Raw genomic sequence first — 19,408 nt, 5'->3', positions numbered from 1 at the left:
CATTTTATCAAATCGTGAGAAAGTTTGAGAACTGTGTCGCTTTCAAAGGACTATGCATAAGAATGAAGTCCGGCAAGCACTAGATTTACGAATATTAAATTAAACATAATAATAGCAAAACCGATTACGGCCAGCCATGCTGACTTCTCACCGTGCCAGCCTCTTGACAGTCTTAAATGCAAGTAAGCGGCATAAAACAAAAACGTGATCAGCGCCCATACTTCCTTAGGGTCCCAGCCCCAAAATCTCGTCCACGCGAGCTGAGCCCAAATCATCGCAAAGATCAGTGCGCCGAGCGTAAAGACCGGAAACCCGATTGATACGGCCCTGTACCCAACCTCATCCACCAGATCAAGATTGACGTTTTTCACAAGCGGATGTAAAAGCGCGCTGATTCTTTTTCTGATGATCAGACGGAGAGCCCCATACAACACAAGACCTGCTCCAAATGACCAAATGACAGTGTTCACTTTTCTTCCTGAGAAAAGCGCGGGAAGATCAACAAGCGGTTCCATTCTCCCCTCGGTCAAAAGCTCTCCCTGATGCGGACCGACAAGCGCAGGCATTTCGTACACCATCACGCTTTTTTCTTTATTTTTATCCACCCAGTTAAACTCCGCTTCATAGCCCGCAAGACGAAATGCTGATGTAATCGCAATAAAGGCGACGGTTGTGACCAGGATAAACATAATCGCTTCAAGCCAGAAGGTTTTTTTACTTGGTTTTGTCTGGTCTACATGCTTTAAAAGAAAGATGACACCAGCGACAAAGCTGATGGCAAGTATAGCTTGCCCAAGCGCGGCCGTTGTTACGTGAATATACAGCCAATTGCTTTGGAGCGAAGGAATTAAAGGCGAGATATCTGTCGGGAACATGCTGGCGTAGGCAATCAGCAGTAAAGCGATTGACAGCGTAAACAGGCCTAATGAAGGCAATCTATAAATAAAATAAAGAATAATAAACGCCAAAACAAGCATCATGCCAAAAGCGGTGGTGAATTCAAACATATTGCTGACCGGCGCATGGCCGCTGGCAGCCCACCTTGTGATGAAATACCCAAGGTGGCAAATAAACCCGACAACTGAAAGGGTGATTCCAATGTTGGCCCATCGGTTTTGCCTGCCCTTTTTATCTTTATTTCCTCGTATGGCCCCGCCGAAAATCGGGACAGCGATTAAATACACAAGAAAGGCCGCATAAAGAAAATTTCCGCTCAGCTCTGCCATGACATCACTCCCTTTTCGCCTATTTCTGTGTTTTGATTAATTCTTTTTGGTCCGCCGGTTCAGTCAGTCCGGAATCATCCAATATAAATGCTATATCCTTCTTCAAGCCAAACCAGTTTTTATTGGTATGCCCCGCCACCATGACTGCGCCGTCCTGTGAGTGCAGCCAGATTCTTCGATGCTGCCAGTACATACCTTGAATGACACCGATCATAAAAATGGCTCCGCCGACAGCAAGCACCCAGAGTGTCAGATCCTTTCTGACTGTAAGTCCCGTAATGTTTTTCGTTTCGACATGGTCAAATTTCAGCTTGTATTTATTGCTGCCTGATCCTTCGATGGTTTCTTGGATGGCGACAAAGCTCTTTTCACCCTTTGGTTTATCCGGCGTTATGATATTAAAGACAAAAGCCGGATTGTTAGGGATTTTTGTTTTCGTGCTTGGTTGTCCGTCCTGATTAAAATAGAAGTCTGGCAGATAGCTGGCGATTTCCACTTTGTAACCGTTGCCAAGATCATAGACCGAATCTGGATCCAGAAGGTTAATCTTCAGGCTTCCAAAAGATTTTTTTGTTTTTTTATCAATCAGCTGGAACACCATTTGGTCAAGCTGATTTTCTTTATAATCCACCTGGTAAACGGAAAAAGAATCAAAGCGCAGCGGCTGATTGACACGGATGTCTTCTTCTGTTACTTTTTTCAGCTTCGGCTTCTCGCCATAAACAATTTTTCCTTCTCTCTTGTAGAGAACGGCATCGGTTTGAAAGTTCTTTGCCACTCTCCCGTCCCCGACTCTGTCAATGGCATCTGCAAATACCTTTTTTTCCGTTTTGCTGTTATAGGTCTCTACGCTGAATTGATTGTTTTTCAAGTAGTATTTCCCGTCTGTACCCGGAATTGCTGCGGTTTCGCCTTCTCTGACCCAAAGCGTCTCATCGACGTACATGCCTGGCACAAATCTCAGCATCGCACCAATCAGAAAGATGATCAATCCAATGTGGTTGACATACGGACCCCAGCGGGAAAAACGCCCTTTTTCAGCAAGAATGCTGCCCTCTTTTTCTCTGATTCTATAATGTTTTTTCTTTAATAGGGCAACTATCTTTTCTTTTGCTTCTTCGGTCAGTACAGTAGCCGTTTCACTGAACAAGCGCTGCCTTCTTAAAAAAGCTGGGTTCCTTCTGATGCCCTGGTTTTTTAATGCTCTGTACAACGGAATGACACGGTCAAGGCTGCAAATCACGAGCGAAATGCCGATCGAGGCAATGAGCAGCAAATACCACCAAGAACCATATAAATGATGAAACCCGAGCAAATAATAAAGCTGGCCAAACACGCCGTACTGCTCCTTGTAATAAGTCTCGGCCTGTGCGCCCGGAGGCAGATAGGCTTCCTGGGGAAAAATGGTGCCGAACGCTGATGCAGCAAGGGTTATGACAATAAGCCATATTCCCACTTTAACCGAAGAAAAGAAATTCCAAATTTTATCGATAATTGTTTTGTTATAGGTTTGCGAACGTCTTGCGCTTCCGTCATATCTCATATCAGCGAGCGGAGGCTGGGTTTCCTGGAGAGCCCTTCCGCATGATTCACATAAAACGGTTCCGACCGGGTTTATATGTCCGCATTCACATTTGACTTGCTTCATCCCGAAGCTTCTCCGGGTTTTATGAGATTCATATAATCGTGTATCATGCTTTCTGTCATAGTGCCGGTCACCACCTTGACAACTTTTCCTTCCGGATTGATCAAAAAGGTTGTCGGAAGCGGAGATACGTCGTAGGCATCAAGCACTTGGCGATCTGTATCCAGCACAACCGGGAAATTGACTCCGTAGGATTTCATAAAATTATGTACTGCTATCTTTGACTCCCCAACATTTACAGCGACAATTTCAACGCCTTGATCTTTAAAATACTTATATTGGTTTGCCATATAAGGAAATTCTTTTTTGCATGGTTCACACCATGTACCCCAGAAATTCAAAAAAACACCTTTCCCTTTTAAGTCACTGAGCTCGATACGTTTCCCATTCGTATCCTCAAGGACAAAATTCGGTGCGTCGGACCCTTCGGATATACTCTCTTTATCGGCAAATACAGCGTTGTAAATGGTATAGCCAAGTGCGCAGATTAAAACGAGAAGGATGCCGGTCCGAATGAATAATCGCCTTTTTTTCTTCATTGTCCACTGCCCCCTTCCCCCTATTGCAGATCCATTCAATTATATCATTGCAAGTTCATTTCACATTTCTTACTTTTTGAAGTTTATGTGAAATTTAGAAAGCGTTTTTACCGTGCTCCGCCAGTGCTCTGAGTCTTTTTACTTCATGAGGCGTAAGTTCTCTGGCATCTCCCGTGTGCAGGCCTCGCAGGTTTAAAAACGCGTATTCCTCACGCTTCAGCTTGATTACCTCATGTCCGATCGCTTCAAACATGCGGCGCACCTGTCTGTTGCGTCCCTCATGGATCGTCAGTTGAATAATGCTTGTCTGCTTTTTCTTATCCAAAGACAATAGCTTCGCTTTAGCAGGCGCTGTTTTGCCTTCTTCCAGCCTAATTCCACGCTCTAACTTTCTGAGCAGCTCTTTAGGCGGGATTCCTTTTACCTTCGCCACGTATGTTTTGTCTATTTCATACTTAGGGTGCATCAGCTTATTGGCGAATTCGCCGTCATTGGTTAAAAGCAAAAGACCGCTCGTATCATAATCCAGACGCCCAATCGGATAAATGCGCTGCGGAATATTTTTAAAAAAGTCCGTCACCACTTTGCGTCCTTTATCATCTTGCGCTGCAGAAATAACGCCTCTCGGTTTATATAAGAGAAAGTAAACCGGCTCTTCGCGTTCAACCTTTAACCCGTTTACCTCAATCTGATCAGAACCGGTGACCTTAACACCGAGCTCTGTTACTACTTTGCCGTTCACCTTTACTTTTCCTTCTTTAATCAGCTCTTCTGCCTTTCTGCGCGATGCAACTCCGGCATGAGCAATTACTTTTTGCAGTCTTTCCATGTCTTTCACCTCAAGTATTATCTTACTTTTTTCAACCATAACAAACAAGCTTTTTCAAATCTGTATGCCAAATCTAAAAAAAACGCCGTTTTCAGGCGCTCCCAAATAATAACGTAACGATGATGATTGATGCAACTACGCCGATTAAATCAGCAAGAAGTCCCACCTTTAATGCATCACCCATTTTTTTAATACCGACTGCACCAAAATACACTGTCAATACGTAAAGCGTTGTATCTGTAGATCCCTGCATGACGGAAGCCAGCCTGCCAATAAAGGAATCGGGCCCGTATACTGCGATTAAATCGGTCGTCATTCCGAGTGCGGCCGTACCGGAGATCGGGCGGATCAGAGCAAGCGGGACCACCTCAGCAGGGATGCCGATAGCGGAGAAAACCGGTTTTAAAATATCCATTATAAAATCAAGCGCGCCTGATGATCGGAAAACAGTTATCGCGACAAGCATTCCGACTAAATAGGGGATAATAGAGAAGGCGATTTCTATCCCCTCTTTGCCCCCTTCGACAAACGATTCATATGTGGGAACCTTTTTGATCGTCCCATAAAGAAGTATGCCGGCAATGATGATCGGAATCATCGCTAAAGACATCCAGTTGATGATTTCCATCCGCTTACCTCCCCTTCTTCTTGCGGCGATAATAAAAATACCGGTCAATGATAATAGCGCCGATTCCGGAAATGAGCGTTGCCAAAATGCTTGGTCCGACGATATCTGTCGGCGTTTTGGAGGAATAAGCCATCCGGACAGCGATCACCGTTGTCGGAATGAGTGTAATGCAGGACGTATTAACAGCTAAAAACGTAATCATCGACCGGCTTGCTTCCGATCGGTCTCCATTCAGCTTTTTCATTTGCTCCATTGCTTTAATGCCAAGCGGAGTTGCTGCATTTCCGAGGCCGAAGAAATTCGCCATAAGATTAGATAAAATGTAGCCCATCGCCGGGTGATCCGGTGGTATATCAGGGAACAGCTTAGATATAAAAGGCCTGCACATCCGGCTGAAAATATCCAAAAGCCCTGACTGCTCAGCTATTTTCATTAAGCCAAGCCAGAAAACAAGCACGCTCATCAATCCAAATGAGATCGTAACGGCTTCTTTCGCACCCTTAAACACGGCTTCATTTACATCTTGCAGAGTTCCGTTGCACATCGCAAAAACAAGTCCGATCACAGTTAAACTGACCCAAATTATATTGACCATTTTGCTCCGCCTGCCGCATTCAGAAAGATTGACTTAAACGTTTCAAAAAATTGTTTCTTCGGTTTTTGATGACGTTCATTTTCATAATAGATTGGCACTTTTGCAATGGTTTCATTGTTGAACATGATCTCCATGTGCCCTACGATGTCAGGAATTTTTGAGGCGTCTTTTTCCCATGCTTTTTTTGGCTTGAGCAGCGTGGTATTAATTTTCACATCTTCTTTTTCCTCTTCGTTCAGCAAATAGGTGATATCTCGTTTGATAAAAGCCTTCGATTCATAAAATGTGCCTTTCAGCTTTGGAATGTCCCCTTTTTTTGCAATTAAATAGGTTTGATAGTGATCAAACACATAATTAAACATTTTCATATGGTCATCCCAATCATCAGGGTCATTAATGGTGACGGCTATCAGGTTAATGCCATCCTTTGAAGCCGTTGAAACCAGTGTCCGTTTTGCAAGTTTTGTATAGCCTGTTTTTCCTCCTGTGCTGTATGGATAAAGCATGGTAAGCAGTTTATTTTTGTTTTTCCATACGCTTTCCATCGTTTCCGCTTTATATATTTTTGTGCCTGAAATCTTTTGATAGTCTTTCAGCTTCATAGCATATTTAGTTAAAATGGCCATGTCATAGGCTGTTGAATAATGATTTTCATGGTCGTCCAATCCGTGCGGGTTTTGAAAACGGGTGTTCTCCATACCAAGCTGCTCGGCTTTTTGATTCATCATATAAACAAACCCATCGAGGCTCCCACCGACATGCTCAGCAATCGCGACAGCGGCGTCGTTTCCTGATCTTAGCATCAGGCCATACACAAGATCTTTTAATTTCACTTTTTGACCTTCTGTTAAATAAATGGCGGAGCCTTCTGTTCTGACAGCATTTGCCGAAACCGTCACCGTTTGATCCATTTTGCCGGATTCGATAGCGAGGACGGCGGTCATAATTTTTGTGATGCTGGCAATACGCCTTTTTTGATGCTCATCCTTGGCAAATAACACTCTGCCTGACGCTCCGTCGATAATGATCGCGCTTTTTGCACTGACATCTATAGCTGCATGTGCTGTATTCACATTTACAGTGGCAATCAGAAAAGAAATCATAATCACGAATACTGCTTTTTTGAAAATGCGCATGTTTGCTCACGTCCTTGTGGTGGTTTGTACAAGTTTATGCGCATGTCCATCAGTTATGAATAACAATTCTATTTCTGGAAGCAAACATAAAAAAACTCTCCCTTAAAAAGGGAGAGTAAACGTTATCTGATTGGCGCCATGCTTGATCCGGACGCTTCGTAATGAGCCAGCTCTTCCCTCATCTTCAGAAAGGCCGCGCTCAACGGCAATAGTAATTGCTCAAGCGACGCAGGAACAGCATGATAAAACTCAATTGCGCTGCCCCCGGTATAAGACGCCCGGCTATTTTCACACCACGTGTCTTTTTTCGGCATAAAGAACTCTTCAATGCATTGGTGATACACATTATAAAGTGTTTTTTCCGCTCTGGCTTCCTGAAAAGGCTCCTGCATCAGGAGACGGCGGCACGCTTCTGCGCCTCCTTCACAAAATACTGCCATTCTTCTCAAAGTGCTCAGCACATCACAGCAGTATCCTTTTTCAATAGGCAATTCAGCCTGTAAGGACTCAAGCGTCGTTTGATTTAGGTAATCGTTCACGGTATTGACAACCATTGATAAGAATTCGCCTGTTTTTTGAGTCTGCGCTCGCACAATCGAATGTCCCATTTCGTTTGGTATCTTCCCCTCATGTCTTTGTCTCTCACATTTTGCTTCTTTCATGATAGCTTCTTCCTTATATCTTATGATGATGAAAAAGCGCGATTCATTAAACTTCTATTTTATATCTTCGAAGGTTTGGTTAAAGTTTTCAAAAAATAAATCTGCTTCTTCTTGAAGAACGTCTTCTTCCGCATTTTCAGGCAGCGGCGGAAGCTCGTCCAATGTTTTCAGACCGAATTGTTCAAGAAAAGTCGGCGTTGTACCGTATAAAATGGCACGTCCCGGACCGTCAGCACGTCCCACTTCACACAATAACGCCTTCGCGACGAGACTGTGTAAAATCCGCTCTGATTTTACTCCTCTGATTTCTTCAATTTCTGCTCTCGTAATTGGCTGTTTGTATGAAACAATGGCCAGCACTTCTAAAGATGCTTGAGAAAGGCCCTTGGACGGCACTTCAATCAGTTTTTTCAAGTAAGGTGCAAAGTCTTTTTTGGTAGAGAGCATGTACGTATCTGCATACTCAATCAGTTCAATGCCTCTTGTATCCCCGCGGTATTCATCCGCCACTTCCGCCATGATGGTGTTCAGTTCAGGCTCTTCGATTTCAAGCACTGTTAACAGCTGCTTTTTTGTGAGCCCTTCATCGCCTGCCGCATAAAGAAGGGCTTCCACTATAGCTTTCCAATTCACGATATCAAGCCCCATGAATGGATTCACTCCCCGTAATGTAAATATCTGAAAAATTTTGCTCCTGTTCAATGAGAACCAGCTGGTTTTTCATCAGCTCGAGAACGGCTAGAAAGGTCACTACTAAATGTTCTTTTTGCTCATATGGAAAAAGGTCCATAAAGTTGATTCTCGTTCCTCTTGATTTCAGGCTGTGCACGATTTCGTTCATTCTGTCTTCGATTGGTATGTCCTGTCTGGTAATCGTCGTTTCCATCGGCCTGTTTATTTTTTTGCGTTTCAGCACTTTTTGAAAAGCACCGATCATATCATAGACCGTAACAGAGAGCTTTTGCTCAGACTGTTTTATTTCTTTTGCGTATTCACTCAAATCACTCGGCGGTTTCGTGAACGATTTTTGTCTTTCTTCTTCCCGTTCTTTTAAATCCTTCGCCGCATCTTTATATTTTCTATACTCAATCAGCTTTTCAATCAGTTCCTCACGCGGATCCTCTTCTTCAAGTAATTCATCTTCAAAAAGCTCCTCCTCTTGCTTCGGAAGCAGCATTCTGCTTTTAATGCTGAGCAGCGTGGCGGCCATAACCAAATACTCGCTGGCAATATCGAGCTCAAGCACGCGCATTGTATGTACATATAATAAATATTGTTCAGTGATCTTCGCCACAGGTATATCATATATGTCAATTTCAAGACGATTGATTAAATGAAGCAACAGGTCCAATGGGCCCTCAAACGTATCAATTTTCACTTGATATTCTTCCATCATCTCACCATTTTCAAGTATCACTCTCATTGCCGGTAAAACTGGCTACCCTTTAGTATAAGCCACCAAAAAGCTCTCGTCCAATACTATTTCATTTCCTGTTTTGAAGCAGTTTGTACAGAATATTCAAAACGCGAAATGCGTTGGCTGAGCGTTCTTTTTTCCTTTTATCCTTCCTGTGTTACACTAAAAGACATTAAAGGAGGAAGCACCTTGTATCCAAAAGCTTATATAGATTATCTCGTTGAGTTTCACGCGACACGGGATTATTTTGAATGCCATGAAATATTAGAAGAATATTGGAAGGAAGATCCGCCAAAGAAACGAAAACGCTATTGGGTCGGCTTTATTCAGCTTGCAGTTGCTTTATATCATCACAGAAGGCAGAATACAGCCGGGGCCAAAAGACTGATGGCGAACAGCATCCGGGTTCTTCAAGCAGAACACCAGGCAGTCGAAGACTTAGGGCTCGATCATGGGCGTTTGCTCGAGCTTATGCAAACGGTTTATGAACAAATTGAAACCGGCTCTGCCTATAAAAGCATTATGCTGCCGATCAAAGATGAGAAATTAAAGGAAGCTTGCCGGAACGAATGCAAGAATAAAAAGTATACATGGGGGCAGCCCAGCACACTTAGCGACACATTTCTTATCGACAAACACCGTTTGCGGGATCGAACTGACGTCATCCGCGAACGTGAAAAAGAAATAGAACGCAGAAAAAAAAGCAGAGGCTGATCACAGCCTCTGCTTAATTATTGTATGAAATGTCTTGATCCTGCTGATCTTGACAACGTTCGAAAAAGCTCTGCGTTAATTCATTTGGAACCAGCACTTGCGTTTTGAATAAATGCTTTAAAGCATCCATCATCTGTTTTCCGATTCCTTGATGGCGATGAGAAGGATTCACACTGATATGCCGGATCTCTACCTCAGAATCCTTTTTTTCGACTCCGATTGCTCCGACGATATCCTCGTCCTCTTTCCAAAGAAAGAGCTGGCGGTCTGTATCCGTTTCGTAGTCCTTAATTGTCTGCTGAAGCTGCTTAAGGTCTTTTTCATTCGGCATAAACGAAAGAAGTCCCATCGCAATCTTTTCAAACGATTTTTTATAACGAATTAACATAAAAACCCCTCTATATCCAAAATGTCCAGTCTGCTATTAAACGGATACGAATAGGTGATCCGTTTTCTCACATTATATCATTTTCGCCATATTTTTAAACTGTTTTCAGCAAATTATTCAAATGAGCGGTTTAAATTTGCCATTTCTATGGCAGAAACAGCACAATCTACACCTTTGTTGCCCGCTTTTGTGCCGGCACGCTCGATAGCCTGTTCGATGTTTTCAGTTGTCACAATTCCAAAGATGACAGGAACTCCAGTAGTGTTTGCGGCTTGCGCGATGCCTTTTGCAGCTTCATTGCAGACATAATCATAATGAGTCGTCGCGCCTCTGATGACAGTGCCTAGTGTGATAATAGCGTCATATTTTTTTGTTTCCGCCATTTTTTTCGCAGCAAATGGTATTTCAAATGCGCCTGGAACCCAAGCCACATCAATATCATTTGTGTCTACGCCGTGTCTGAGCAACGCATCTTCTGCACCGCTCAGCAGCTTGCTCGTAATAAAATCATTAAATCTTCCTACTACGATTCCGATTTTAAGACCTGTACCAACTAAATTTCCTTGTATGATATTCATATGATTCCCATCCTTTTTTGTGATATTTGTGATTAGAAATGAAGTAAATGACCCAGCTTGTTCATTTTGGTTTGCAAATATTTTTTATTATGCTCTTTCGCCTCCATTTGAAGCGGCACTCTTTCTGAAATACTGAGTCCGTAGCCTTCTAGGCCTGCGATTTTCCGCGGATTATTCGTCAAAAGCTTCATATTCCGCACACCGAGGTCGCGTAAAATTTGTGCACCGATGCCATAGTTGCGAAGATCCGGCAGGAATCCAAGCGCCTCATTGGCTTCGACGGTGTCATAGCCTTGTTCCTGAAGCTTATAAGCTTTTAATTTATTGATTAAACCGATGCCTCGTCCTTCTTGACGCAAGTACAGAAGCACTCCGCGGCCTTCTGCGGCAATTTGGGTCAGCGCGGCGTGAAGCTGCGGACCGCAGTCACAGCGATGAGATCCAAACACATCACCTGTGAGACATTCTGAATGCACCCGGACCAATACCGGTTCTTCTCCGAACGGCACATCCCCCATCACAAATGCGACATGCTCTTTTCCATCTACCTCATTTGTGTATCCGTAAACCTTGAATGTGCCAAAATCAGTAGGCAGCGTAATGTCAACTTCACGCTCGACTAGTGTTGTCAGATCGTAACGGTATTGAATCAAATCTTTAATCGTGATCATTTTCAGCTGATGCTTTTTCGCAATTTCAATGAGCTCAGGCACTCTCGCCATCGTTCCGTCTTCATTCATAATTTCACAAATGACGCCGGCTCCTTGAGATCCGCAGGCTTCAGCAAGATCAACAGCAGCTTCTGTGTGGCCCGCTCTTTTCAGGACACCTCCTTTTTTCGCAATCAGAGGAAAAATGTGCCCGGGACGCTGAAAATCAGATGGCACGGATTTGCTGTCCAGCAAAGCTTGGACAGTGAATGATCTTTCTTGAGCGCTGATACCTGTTTTCGTTTCACGATGGTCTATGCTTACGGTAAAGGCAGTATGGTGAGAATCTGTATTATGCTCAACCATAGGGTGAAGATCAAGCCTGTCTGCAATTTCCTCACTGAGAGGCGTGCAGATCAGTCCTCTTCCGTGTGTCGCCATAAAGTTAATCACTTCCGGCGTTGCATACTCGGCTAGAGCCACAAAGTCTCCTTCATTTTCTCTGTCTTCATCATCTACAACGATGATGACTTCACCTTTTTTTAAAGCGTCAAGTGCTTCTTCTATCGGATGAAACATGCAAATCTTCCTCTCTAAAAGCCGTTTTCGCTTAAGAAGGCTTTTGTAATGGTTTGTTGGGTCTTATTTTCATTGGCTTTATGCAAAAATCGATACATATATTTTCCGATCATATCGCATTCGATATTCACTTTAGAGCCGATCGTTTTTTCTGAAAAGATCGTTTCGCTGATCGTATGCGGTATTAAAGAAATCGTCACTGTGTCTTCTGTCAGGCCGAAAATGGTTAAGCTCACGCCATCCACGGTAATTGACCCCTTTAAAACCAATGTTTTGGTTAAAGACGGGTCCATTTTTAAATCATAGTAAACTGCGTTGCTTTTCTCTTCAATTCGTGTGATTTCCGCAGTTCCGTCGACATGGCCTGAGACGAAATGGCCTCCGAAACGGCCGTTTGCCGCCATCGCTCTTTCCAGATTTACTTTGCTTCCTTTTGATAAATCATTCAGTGACGTAGCTTTGACTGTTTCAGGCATAACATCCACAGTGAATTGATTTTTTGTAAAATCAGTGACAGTCAGACAAATACCATTCACTGCAATGCTGTCGCCAAGATGAACATCCTCTAAAATCTTTGAGCATGTAATTGTTAAGGCCATTGAATGCCCTGCTTTTTTCATGGACTCGATTGTGCCTGTTTCTTCGATAATTCCTGTAAACATGGTCACCATCCTACTCGTTTGTCGGTTTGGCCGTCAGTTTGATATCACGGCCGATTTGGGTTATATCAGTGAATTGTAATAAGGGGACATCTTTCATTGATTGAAAACCTTCACCGGAGATTAAGCTGGGAGCAAGCGTTCCTCCGATTAGTTTAGGGGCAAAATAGAAGATGATTTCTTGAAAACAGCCTTCTTTGACAAAGCTTCCGTGAACAGCTGAACCGCCTTCCACATACACCGACATGATGCCTTCTTCCGATAGGGTTTTCAAAACATCGGGAACTTGAATGCGCTCTGTTTCCAGTGTAAATATGTTCACTCCGAAAGCGGAAAGCCGTTTTTTCTTTTCCTCGTCTGCGCGTGCCGTTGTAAAAATCCATGTCGGCGCTAATTGATCGCAAATCACTTTAGCGTCCTCAGGAATCGAGAGTACGGTATCAAGTATAACCCGAACCGGCTGTTTTGTTACATTCGGCAGTCTGCAAGTTAAGCTCGGATTGTCGGCTTTCACCGTGCCAACTCCGACTAGAATGCTTTGGTGTGTTTTCCTGTATTGCTGAGCATCCTGTCTTGCAGCTTCTGATGTGATCCATTTGCTGTCACCTGTGCTGGTAGCTATCTTGCCATCAAGGCTTGCGGCCGCTTTTAGTGTGACGTACGGAAGGCCTGTCCTCATAAAGTGCAGAAATTTTTCATTCAGCTTTTCCGCCTGGTCTGGCAGGATGCCTTCCTTTACCTCAATGCCGGCTTCTTTCATCATGCTGATCCCTCTTCCAGCCACAAGCGGGTTAGGATCTCTCATCGCCACGAACACTCTTTTGATGCCAGAATTGATAATCAATTCTGCACATGGCGGTGTTTTTCCGTAATGGCTGCACGGTTCGAGTGTAACATAAATGTCGGCCCCCTCTGCATGTGCTCCAGCCATATGGATAGCATGAACTTCTGCATGAGCTTCCCCATATTTTAAATGGGCGCCCATTCCGACAACTTGTCCGTCCTTTACGACAACAGCGCCGACGAGCGGATTTGATTCGGTCTGTCCTTCGCCCTGCTTCGCAAGATCTAATGCCAGCTTCATATAATACTCTTCCATTTGTTTACCTCCCCTCTTTTGTTATTTACCGTCAAAAAAAGCCCCGAATTTAGAAAAATCCGGGGCTTTAGGTATTTTACGCAATAGGAAATAACACTATGCATTTTTAAACTTTTTGCATAGCGGCTCATCATCCTTCTCCCATCCAGACTTTCACTGTCGGCTTCAGCTTAAACTGAATCCACCGCGTGCTTATGCACACGGGTCACGGGCTCTAAAGCGAATTCGCTTTACTACCGCCGGTCGGGATTTCCACCCTGCCCCGAAGGATACAATCTTTATTCATTTGTCCTTATTGGCTATTATAGCGATCCTTCTAAAAGTACGCAATGAAATAAACTTACAATTTGAGAAAAACAAAAACATCACCCTTCGATCTGAAAGGTGATGTTTTGTTAATCATTCACTTTTGCAACCTTGATTAATCCATCGATCCGCTTTGATTTGCTGAAGTACGCCTTAATCTTGTCACCTTCTTTTATATCAGATAAATCCTGATTTAATTTTTTTCCGTTGAAGATGATTTTCGTTCCGTTTTCTGCTACTCCATGATACTCTGAGCCGTCGATTGCCGTTACTTTATATTCTTGGATGGTGTATTCCTCTTCTTCCGAGGACAAGGTTTGTCCGATTGCTGTCGGGACATCCTTCAGCTCAACATCATTTATGTACATATAACCGCCTGCAAGTAAAAGCAAAAGCACTAACAGAATGGTAATCTTGGTTTTTATTCTTCCCATATCTAAACCTCCAGCCAATATGAATCTATTCATTCATATGAGTTATTCCTTTTTTTCATGAATAAAAAACCGTTAATTCTCGTAAATTATTAATATAACGATGCATAACGGGAATATGTTTCACATTTCTGCAAAAATTTCTTTTCTATAGATATACGAATTTATGTTCTGGTTTTGGGGGATAACCATAAAAAAGATATAAAAAAAGCAGCCCCAATGGGTCTGCTTGACTCTAATTTGTTTTGCGCATTTCGTTAAACGGGTAGAAAACAAACTTTGACGTACCCGCAATTTGTTTTTTCGTGAAGAGGCCAAGTCCGTTACGGCTGTCCATGGAATTCCGACGGTTGTCACCCATCACAAAATACTTGTTATCAGGCACTTTAACCGGGCCGAAATCATCGGTCAAATGGTCAAAACCGTCCTGTTTCGCTCTCTTTTTATTAGCTGCCAAATAAGGTTCGTCCACCTTTTTCCCGTTGATATAGAGCTGGTCATTTTTCATCTCAACTGTATCGCCGGGAAGGCCGATAATGCGTTTGACGTAGTGAACATCATCTCCGTTTAACACAACGATGTCTCCTCTATCAAACTCGCCGATGTATTTGACTGTCATATTGACAAAGACCCTTTCACGGTTGTGAAGTGTAGGATACATAGAGTCACCATCAACGACATACGGCGCAAAAATAAAGTTGCGGATGAGCAAAGCAAGAATGACAGCTATCACAATTGCTTTAACCCATTCTAAAATGGATTTTTTCTTCGAAACATTTTCTGATTTCAACTGATTTCCTCCAATAAACAACGGTCTTCAATTTATGTTATCACGAATCGAAAAGAAATCCCATTAGGACCATTGAAGTGATTTTACAAACTGTTAATCTTCATCTTCTTCATGCCTATTTTTTTCTTGTCGATCACAACCAGGCCTTCCTCAAATGTCGCTTGAGAAATTGAACTTCAACTTCATAGTTCTACATAACCTGGGCGGCATCAACGTCAGCATCCTTATCCTGCACAGGGACAGAGGTTACGGGCAGCTTATTTCACAGGTGACATAACAGGCATCCGTTTTGCTTTCATGATATGTTTAAATCAGTGAAGCTCGAAAAACATTGTCAGCCTCCAAAAAATAAATCCAATATATTCCCGGCAGTTGAAGACTCTTTATTATAAAACTCTGAATATCCGCAGTTCTTACAGTAAACCACTAGAAATCGGTTATGCTGCACGTCAAACAGCTTTGATAAACCCGTGCCGGTTGTGGCTATTTCTTTTTGTCCGGCTTCAGTGCTGCCGCATTTTATACAGCCTTTGTTGTCCATATAAAGAACCCCTTTTCATACATCACGTTTGTTTTGATTTATTTTACTACAAAATACCAATCTCAATGAATCGTACAACTTTAAAGTTTTCTTAATTTTAATCACCCGTCCTACATACTAATCGGGTTCGTTTCTCAGCTTGCTAAATATTCTGGAGAAACGGAAGAGCTCCATGACGAAAACATTCAAACTGAGCCAAACACCGCCGAAGGCGTAGCCCCCAACAACATCACTAGGATACTGTTCATGAAAGTACACACGGCTCAGCCCGATGAGGAACAAAACGACAAGCAACGATAAAAATGTAACAGTTTGCAGACGAGCTTTGTGAGAATGACGCACAAAGAGATAAGCGCAAAAACCAAAAATGACAAATGCCGTTAACGTCTGTTCGCTTGGAAACGGGTATAAGACGTGACTTTCCAAAGGAGCATGGACAGGATGAAGGGAATGAAAGAGACGCCTGATTCCCTCTTCATAAAGCTCTCCGCCAATGACTAGGAAAAATAAGAAAGAGAGTTAGATTTTCCGGTCTTGCCCTTTGAATACTATCCAAAGAAAAGTTACAACAATAACGGCTAATAGAACATCTCTTGACGCAAAAACCCCGAATACTGCCATCCAATACTGCCACTGTGAGTTAAAAAGAACTGTCACAACAAGTGTAACGATCGTATCAAACGGCTTAAATTCATTATTGATATAATTTTCAACCAAGCTTCCCATTAACAGCACAAACATCAAAAACAATAAAGCTGTGAACACGATCAGAAGCCTTAAACGGCGAAGGGTGTGAAATTGTCTTGCCCCCTTCACCAATCCCGCTATGATCAACTCTCTGATCTTGCTTTTTTGCGTCTTGACCAGGTAGAAAAGCAAGATCAGAATAGCAGCAAACAAACTCACGATCAATACATACTTTTTGATTGCGGCATGAAACTGTTCCCAGTCCGGTCCGAGTAACTTTCCAAGTGAAATGAATGTGCCGGTCCAAAGAAATGCACCACAATACGCATAGATGGCATACTGTCTAAATCGGATATGAGTAATGCCTGCAGCATAGCCGGCGACATGGCGCACACCTGGTATAAAGTAACAATAAGAAATAATTTGTTTCCGTAATGTGCAAGCCAGCGTGATGTTTTTTTCATCCTGTCCTTTCCAAAATGAATTCGTTCTCCATATTTATAAATGGCAGGGCCCAGTCTATACCCGATCCAATACGAAATGCTCACTCCCGCACAGCTTCCCAATCCTGCCGCTAACATGCTTAGCGCCCAGTTTAACTTATCTTGAAACACGAGAACACCCGCATAGCCCATCAGAAACTCTCCAGGTCCAGGTAAAGCGATAAGCTCTAAACACAATAAACAAGACGGCATATCCATGCTGTTCAAGTAACCCCGTCAAAACTTGCATGTGTTTCTCCTTAACCTTTTTTGTCCTTTTATCATTCCCAATCCACTTTTGTATAATCAGCTCAATTTTCTTTTCAGTAGTTCCGACGGGATCTTATCTGGATAAAAAAACGCAACCTATCCTTGTCCATACATATTGATGCAGATTGTTTGCCAAGGGCGGTTCTGGTCAACGTCCAAGTCAGGTGTTTGTTTGGTTTGAAAAATCTAACATATACGGTTAAGGGAGTGACTACCTTATCTCCCCCATGTTTTCATTTGAGGGTCATCATAGCAAATTATTAAATTTAGGAGAAACCGTTCTCTTACAAGAAAGGAACATTTTCAGCAAACGGGACATCACGGCTTCAGCATGCGTAATCACTGGTTTGAAGAGCCGCTTGTAATGTATATCTATTTGTAGTCAACCAGAAGTTGATCTTATTGCATTATCTAGAAAAGCCGCCATTTTCAGAGAGAATAAAAGCACAGACAAATACTTGGGTTTCGGGAAGCCTTAAAGAAGCTCTTTTTTATGCACATTTTTCAAAAACCGAAAAAAAGAGGCTTCATTTAAATATTTTTACCAATAAGTTTATGCTTATTGACTCTAGCACTAATACATATAAAAAGTAGAATAATATGAAAGGAGATTAATGGTATGATTGATTATCCTATTAATATAAACAACATTTCCGGCAACGGCGTAGTTAACGTAGGCGGCGCTTTTATGATCAGGCCATTAACTTTGTCCAAATCTGTGTTTGGCTCCGGAGGTTTAAACACAGGTATTGTTTTTGAAAATAACTTCGTAAGCAAGGCTAAAATGATTAATCATCAATTTACTGATCAGAACGTCACCAAAACTTTTTAATGTATTTATTTGGGGATTGAGAAACTCCTTCCTTTAACACCTGGTTTGCCAACCGCCATCAGCATTCGGCGGTTTTTTATTGACCATTTTTGGCCAACAAAAAAGCTTCCTCTCTAAGAGGAAGCCTTTTGCCTGCCGATTAGCCTTCTACGCGAACTTCTTTCATGACATCGCCGTTAGACATGTTTTTCGCGAATTCTAATCCGCTTGTTACTTTACCGAATACAGTGTGAACACCGTTCAAATGAGGCTGTGGCTCATGAACGATGAAAAATTGGCTGCCGCCAGTGTCTTTTCCGGCATGTGCCATAGAAAGTGCGCCCGCCTCATGTGTATGCGGGTTTCCTTCTGTTTCACATTTGATTGTGTATCCTGGGCCGCCAGTACCAGTTCCGTGCGGGCAGCCGCCTTGGCTGACGAAGCCAGGAATCACTCGGTGGAATGTAAGGCCGTCATAAAAGCCTTCGTTCGCAAGCTTTTCAAAGTTTGCGACAGTACCCGGTGCAGCTTCAGGGTAAAGTTCAAATTCAATTTTGTTGCCGTCTTCTAATAAAAAGTAACCTGTTTTCAATTGTATGCCTACTTTCTTTATTTTAATTTTCAAAGGAGATTATGTATGATAGGTTATAGCCTGTCTCTCCTTGTCGCGGCTATTATACCACACCTTTCGGGGGAAAACGAATCTCCCGGCTTTACTAAAAAATAAAAATGAAACCTGAATCTCTTTATCTCCGTCTAACCTAACGGAACTGTATTTTCATTATGATTCAGGTCCTCACTACGCAGCTCTAGCCAGCTGCATGTGAAGTTGAAGGAGGTCAAACTGCTTTGAAGAAAATTTGGATTGGAATGCTGGCAGCGGCCGTTTTGCTGCTGATGGTTCCGAAGGTCAGTCTCGCGGATGCCGCAGTTGGAGATGTCATTGTAACACTTGGTGCTGATTTGTCAGAATCCGACAAACAAAAAGTGCTTGATGAAATGAATGTCCCTGATAATGCCACAACGGTAACCGTGACCAATAAGGAAGAACATGAATATTTAGGAAAATATATATCGAACGCGCAAATCGGATCAAGAGCGATTTCTTCATCGTCCATAACGATTGCCAAAAAAGGCTCTGGACTGAATGTTGAGACACATAATATCAGCGGCATTACAGATGAAATGTACCTGAATGCGCTGATGACAGCCGGTGTTAAAGATGCAAAGGTGTATGTTACAGCGCCGTTTGAAGTATCCGGGACTGCGGCTTTAACCGGATTGATTAAGGCGTATGAGGTTTCTTCCGACGAAGCGATCTCGGAGGATGTTAAGCAAGTCGCCAACCAAGAGCTTGTCACGACATCAGAGCTTGGAGACAAAATTGGTAACGAAAATGCGGCAGCCCTGATTGCAAAAATCAAAGAAGAGTTTGCTAAAAACGGGGTGCCTGATAATAAAGCTGACATCGAAAAACAAGTGGACGACGCAGCTTCTGATTTAAACGTCACACTTACAGACAGCCAAAAGAATCAGCTTGTCTCCCTATTCAATAAGATGAAAAACGCTGACATTAACTGGGGACAGGTCAGTGACCAGCTTGATAAAGCGAAAGATAAGATTACGAAATTCATAGAATCAGATGAAGGCAAAAACTTCATCCAGAAAGTCATTGATTTCTTCGTATCTATCTGGAATGCGATTGTATCTATCTTCAAATAAGAAAAAGCGCCGAAAAATCGGCGC

At 42.8% G+C, this 19,408-nt stretch carries 24 protein-coding genes, 1 pseudogene and 1 riboswitch; of the genes and pseudogenes, 3 read left to right on the top strand and 22 right to left on the bottom strand.

The genetic code is table 11. The features are described 5' to 3' along the window. Positions 1-50: 50 nt before the first annotated feature. From resC to scpA, 10 genes are all read right to left on the bottom strand, one after another. The gene (gene resC, locus QA442_RS10170; protein WP_014664450.1) at positions 51-1,226 is read right to left on the bottom strand and encodes a cytochrome c biogenesis protein ResC; all 1,176 of its coding nucleotides are present in this window, start codon (positions 1,224-1,226) and stop codon (positions 51-53) included. Positions 1,227-1,245: 19 nt separating this feature from the next. Beyond that, positions 1,246-2,874, bottom strand: coding sequence for a cytochrome c biogenesis protein ResB (gene resB / locus QA442_RS10165; RefSeq protein WP_095431500.1), 1,629 nt, complete (start codon positions 2,872-2,874; stop codon positions 1,246-1,248). Then, positions 2,871-3,410, bottom strand: a complete 540-nt coding sequence (gene resA, locus QA442_RS10160; protein WP_095431499.1) for a thiol-disulfide oxidoreductase ResA — start codon at positions 3,408-3,410, stop codon at positions 2,871-2,873. Before resA ends, resB begins: the two co-directional genes overlap by 4 nt. 94 nt (positions 3,411-3,504) lie before the next feature. Next, positions 3,505-4,239, bottom strand: coding sequence for a 23S rRNA pseudouridine(2605) synthase RluB (gene rluB, locus QA442_RS10155; protein WP_014664454.1), 735 nt, complete (start codon positions 4,237-4,239; stop codon positions 3,505-3,507). A gap of 91 nt (positions 4,240-4,330) precedes the next feature. After that, on the bottom strand, positions 4,331-4,867 hold the full coding sequence (spmB, locus tag QA442_RS10150) for a spore maturation protein SpmB (protein WP_095431498.1): 537 nt from the start codon (positions 4,865-4,867) through the stop codon (positions 4,331-4,333). Between the two features lie 4 nt (positions 4,868-4,871). Further along, a complete protein-coding gene (spmA, locus tag QA442_RS10145; RefSeq protein ID WP_014664456.1) occupies positions 4,872-5,462 on the bottom strand; it encodes a spore maturation protein SpmA in 591 nt (196 codons plus the stop codon). Continuing rightward, the gene (gene dacB, locus QA442_RS10140; protein WP_040082739.1) at positions 5,450-6,598 is read right to left on the bottom strand and encodes a D-alanyl-D-alanine carboxypeptidase DacB; all 1,149 of its coding nucleotides are present in this window, start codon (positions 6,596-6,598) and stop codon (positions 5,450-5,452) included. Before dacB ends, spmA begins: the two co-directional genes overlap by 13 nt. 122 nt (positions 6,599-6,720) lie before the next feature. Beyond that, complete coding sequence (locus tag QA442_RS10135) at positions 6,721-7,260, bottom strand: YpuI family protein (protein ID WP_095431497.1); 540 nt, start codon at positions 7,258-7,260, stop codon at positions 6,721-6,723. 54 nt (positions 7,261-7,314) lie between these two features. After that, positions 7,315-7,908 carry an SMC-Scp complex subunit ScpB gene (gene scpB, locus QA442_RS10130; protein WP_014664458.1) on the bottom strand — a complete coding sequence of 198 codons (594 nt, stop codon included), beginning with the start codon at positions 7,906-7,908 and terminating at the stop codon, positions 7,315-7,317. Continuing rightward, on the bottom strand, positions 7,898-8,653 hold the full coding sequence (gene scpA / locus QA442_RS10125) for a segregation/condensation protein A (protein ID WP_014664459.1): 756 nt from the start codon (positions 8,651-8,653) through the stop codon (positions 7,898-7,900). The genes scpB and scpA overlap by 11 nt, the downstream gene beginning before the upstream one ends. 213 nt (positions 8,654-8,866) lie before the next feature. Between scpA and QA442_RS10120 the strand changes: the two genes are divergently transcribed. Continuing rightward, positions 8,867-9,391: a DUF309 domain-containing protein gene (locus tag QA442_RS10120; protein ID WP_071580449.1), complete on the top strand. Its 525-nt coding sequence runs from the start codon at positions 8,867-8,869 to the stop codon at positions 9,389-9,391. A gap of 13 nt (positions 9,392-9,404) precedes the next feature. Here QA442_RS10120 and ribT read toward each other — a convergent pair whose 3' ends face one another. The 11 genes and pseudogenes from ribT to QA442_RS22225 form a co-directional block, all read right to left on the bottom strand. Beyond that, positions 9,405-9,779: a GNAT family N-acetyltransferase RibT gene (gene ribT / locus QA442_RS10115; protein ID WP_014664461.1), complete on the bottom strand. Its 375-nt coding sequence runs from the start codon at positions 9,777-9,779 to the stop codon at positions 9,405-9,407. A gap of 113 nt (positions 9,780-9,892) precedes the next feature. After that, positions 9,893-10,357, bottom strand: a complete 465-nt coding sequence (gene ribH / locus QA442_RS10110; protein WP_003223915.1) for a 6,7-dimethyl-8-ribityllumazine synthase — start codon at positions 10,355-10,357, stop codon at positions 9,893-9,895. Positions 10,358-10,389: 32 nt separating this feature from the next. Continuing rightward, positions 10,390-11,586, bottom strand: a complete 1,197-nt coding sequence (locus QA442_RS10105) for a bifunctional 3,4-dihydroxy-2-butanone-4-phosphate synthase/GTP cyclohydrolase II (RefSeq protein ID WP_095431496.1) — start codon at positions 11,584-11,586, stop codon at positions 10,390-10,392. Positions 11,587-11,600: 14 nt separating this feature from the next. Beyond that, positions 11,601-12,248, bottom strand: coding sequence for a riboflavin synthase subunit alpha (gene ribE, locus QA442_RS10100; protein ID WP_014664463.1), 648 nt, complete (start codon positions 12,246-12,248; stop codon positions 11,601-11,603). Between the two features lie 10 nt (positions 12,249-12,258). Continuing rightward, positions 12,259-13,344: a bifunctional diaminohydroxyphosphoribosylaminopyrimidine deaminase/5-amino-6-(5-phosphoribosylamino)uracil reductase RibD gene (gene ribD / locus QA442_RS10095; RefSeq protein ID WP_095431495.1), complete on the bottom strand. Its 1,086-nt coding sequence runs from the start codon at positions 13,342-13,344 to the stop codon at positions 12,259-12,261. A gap of 129 nt (positions 13,345-13,473) precedes the next feature. Continuing rightward, positions 13,474-13,618: riboswitch (FMN riboswitch) on the bottom strand. A 121-nt stretch (positions 13,619-13,739) separates the two neighbouring features. Next, on the bottom strand, positions 13,740-14,084 hold the full coding sequence (locus QA442_RS10090; protein ID WP_014664466.1) for a hypothetical protein: 345 nt from the start codon (positions 14,082-14,084) through the stop codon (positions 13,740-13,742). Between the two features lie 232 nt (positions 14,085-14,316). Then, a complete protein-coding gene (gene sipS / locus QA442_RS10085; protein WP_014664467.1) occupies positions 14,317-14,871 on the bottom strand; it encodes a signal peptidase I sipS in 555 nt (184 codons plus the stop codon). Positions 14,872-15,205: 334 nt separating this feature from the next. Then, on the bottom strand, positions 15,206-15,412 hold the full coding sequence (locus tag QA442_RS10080) for a zinc ribbon domain-containing protein (protein ID WP_003230483.1): 207 nt from the start codon (positions 15,410-15,412) through the stop codon (positions 15,206-15,208). A 117-nt stretch (positions 15,413-15,529) separates the two neighbouring features. Next, on the bottom strand, positions 15,530-15,838 hold the full coding sequence (locus QA442_RS10075; protein ID WP_176465940.1) for a phosphatase PAP2 family protein: 309 nt from the start codon (positions 15,836-15,838) through the stop codon (positions 15,530-15,532). A gap of 93 nt (positions 15,839-15,931) precedes the next feature. Continuing rightward, entirely contained in the window at positions 15,932-16,492 is a 561-nt protein-coding gene (locus QA442_RS10070) for a DedA family protein (protein ID WP_409196906.1), read from the bottom strand. 126 nt (positions 16,493-16,618) lie between these two features. Next, positions 16,619-16,831 (bottom strand): annotated as a pseudogene (locus QA442_RS22225) (hypothetical protein). Positions 16,832-17,470: 639 nt separating this feature from the next. Here QA442_RS22225 and QA442_RS10060 point away from each other — a divergent pair. Beyond that, on the top strand, positions 17,471-17,683 hold the full coding sequence (locus QA442_RS10060; protein ID WP_014664471.1) for a spore germination protein: 213 nt from the start codon (positions 17,471-17,473) through the stop codon (positions 17,681-17,683). A 139-nt stretch (positions 17,684-17,822) separates the two neighbouring features. Here QA442_RS10060 and QA442_RS10055 read toward each other — a convergent pair whose 3' ends face one another. Continuing rightward, positions 17,823-18,254 (bottom strand): peptidylprolyl isomerase, encoded by a 432-nt coding sequence (locus QA442_RS10055; protein ID WP_003223931.1) that lies wholly within the window; start codon positions 18,252-18,254, stop codon positions 17,823-17,825. A 257-nt stretch (positions 18,255-18,511) separates the two neighbouring features. Here QA442_RS10055 and QA442_RS10050 point away from each other — a divergent pair, with 257 nt between their 5' ends. Further along, positions 18,512-19,384: a DUF1002 domain-containing protein gene (locus QA442_RS10050; RefSeq protein WP_069839189.1), complete on the top strand. Its 873-nt coding sequence runs from the start codon at positions 18,512-18,514 to the stop codon at positions 19,382-19,384. The last annotated feature ends 24 nt before the right edge of the window (positions 19,385-19,408 follow it).

This window comes from Bacillus stercoris, assembly GCF_029772985.1.
Classification (GTDB): domain Bacteria; phylum Bacillota; class Bacilli; order Bacillales; family Bacillaceae; genus Bacillus; species Bacillus stercoris.
This window is presented reverse-complemented; position numbering and strand designations above follow the sequence as displayed.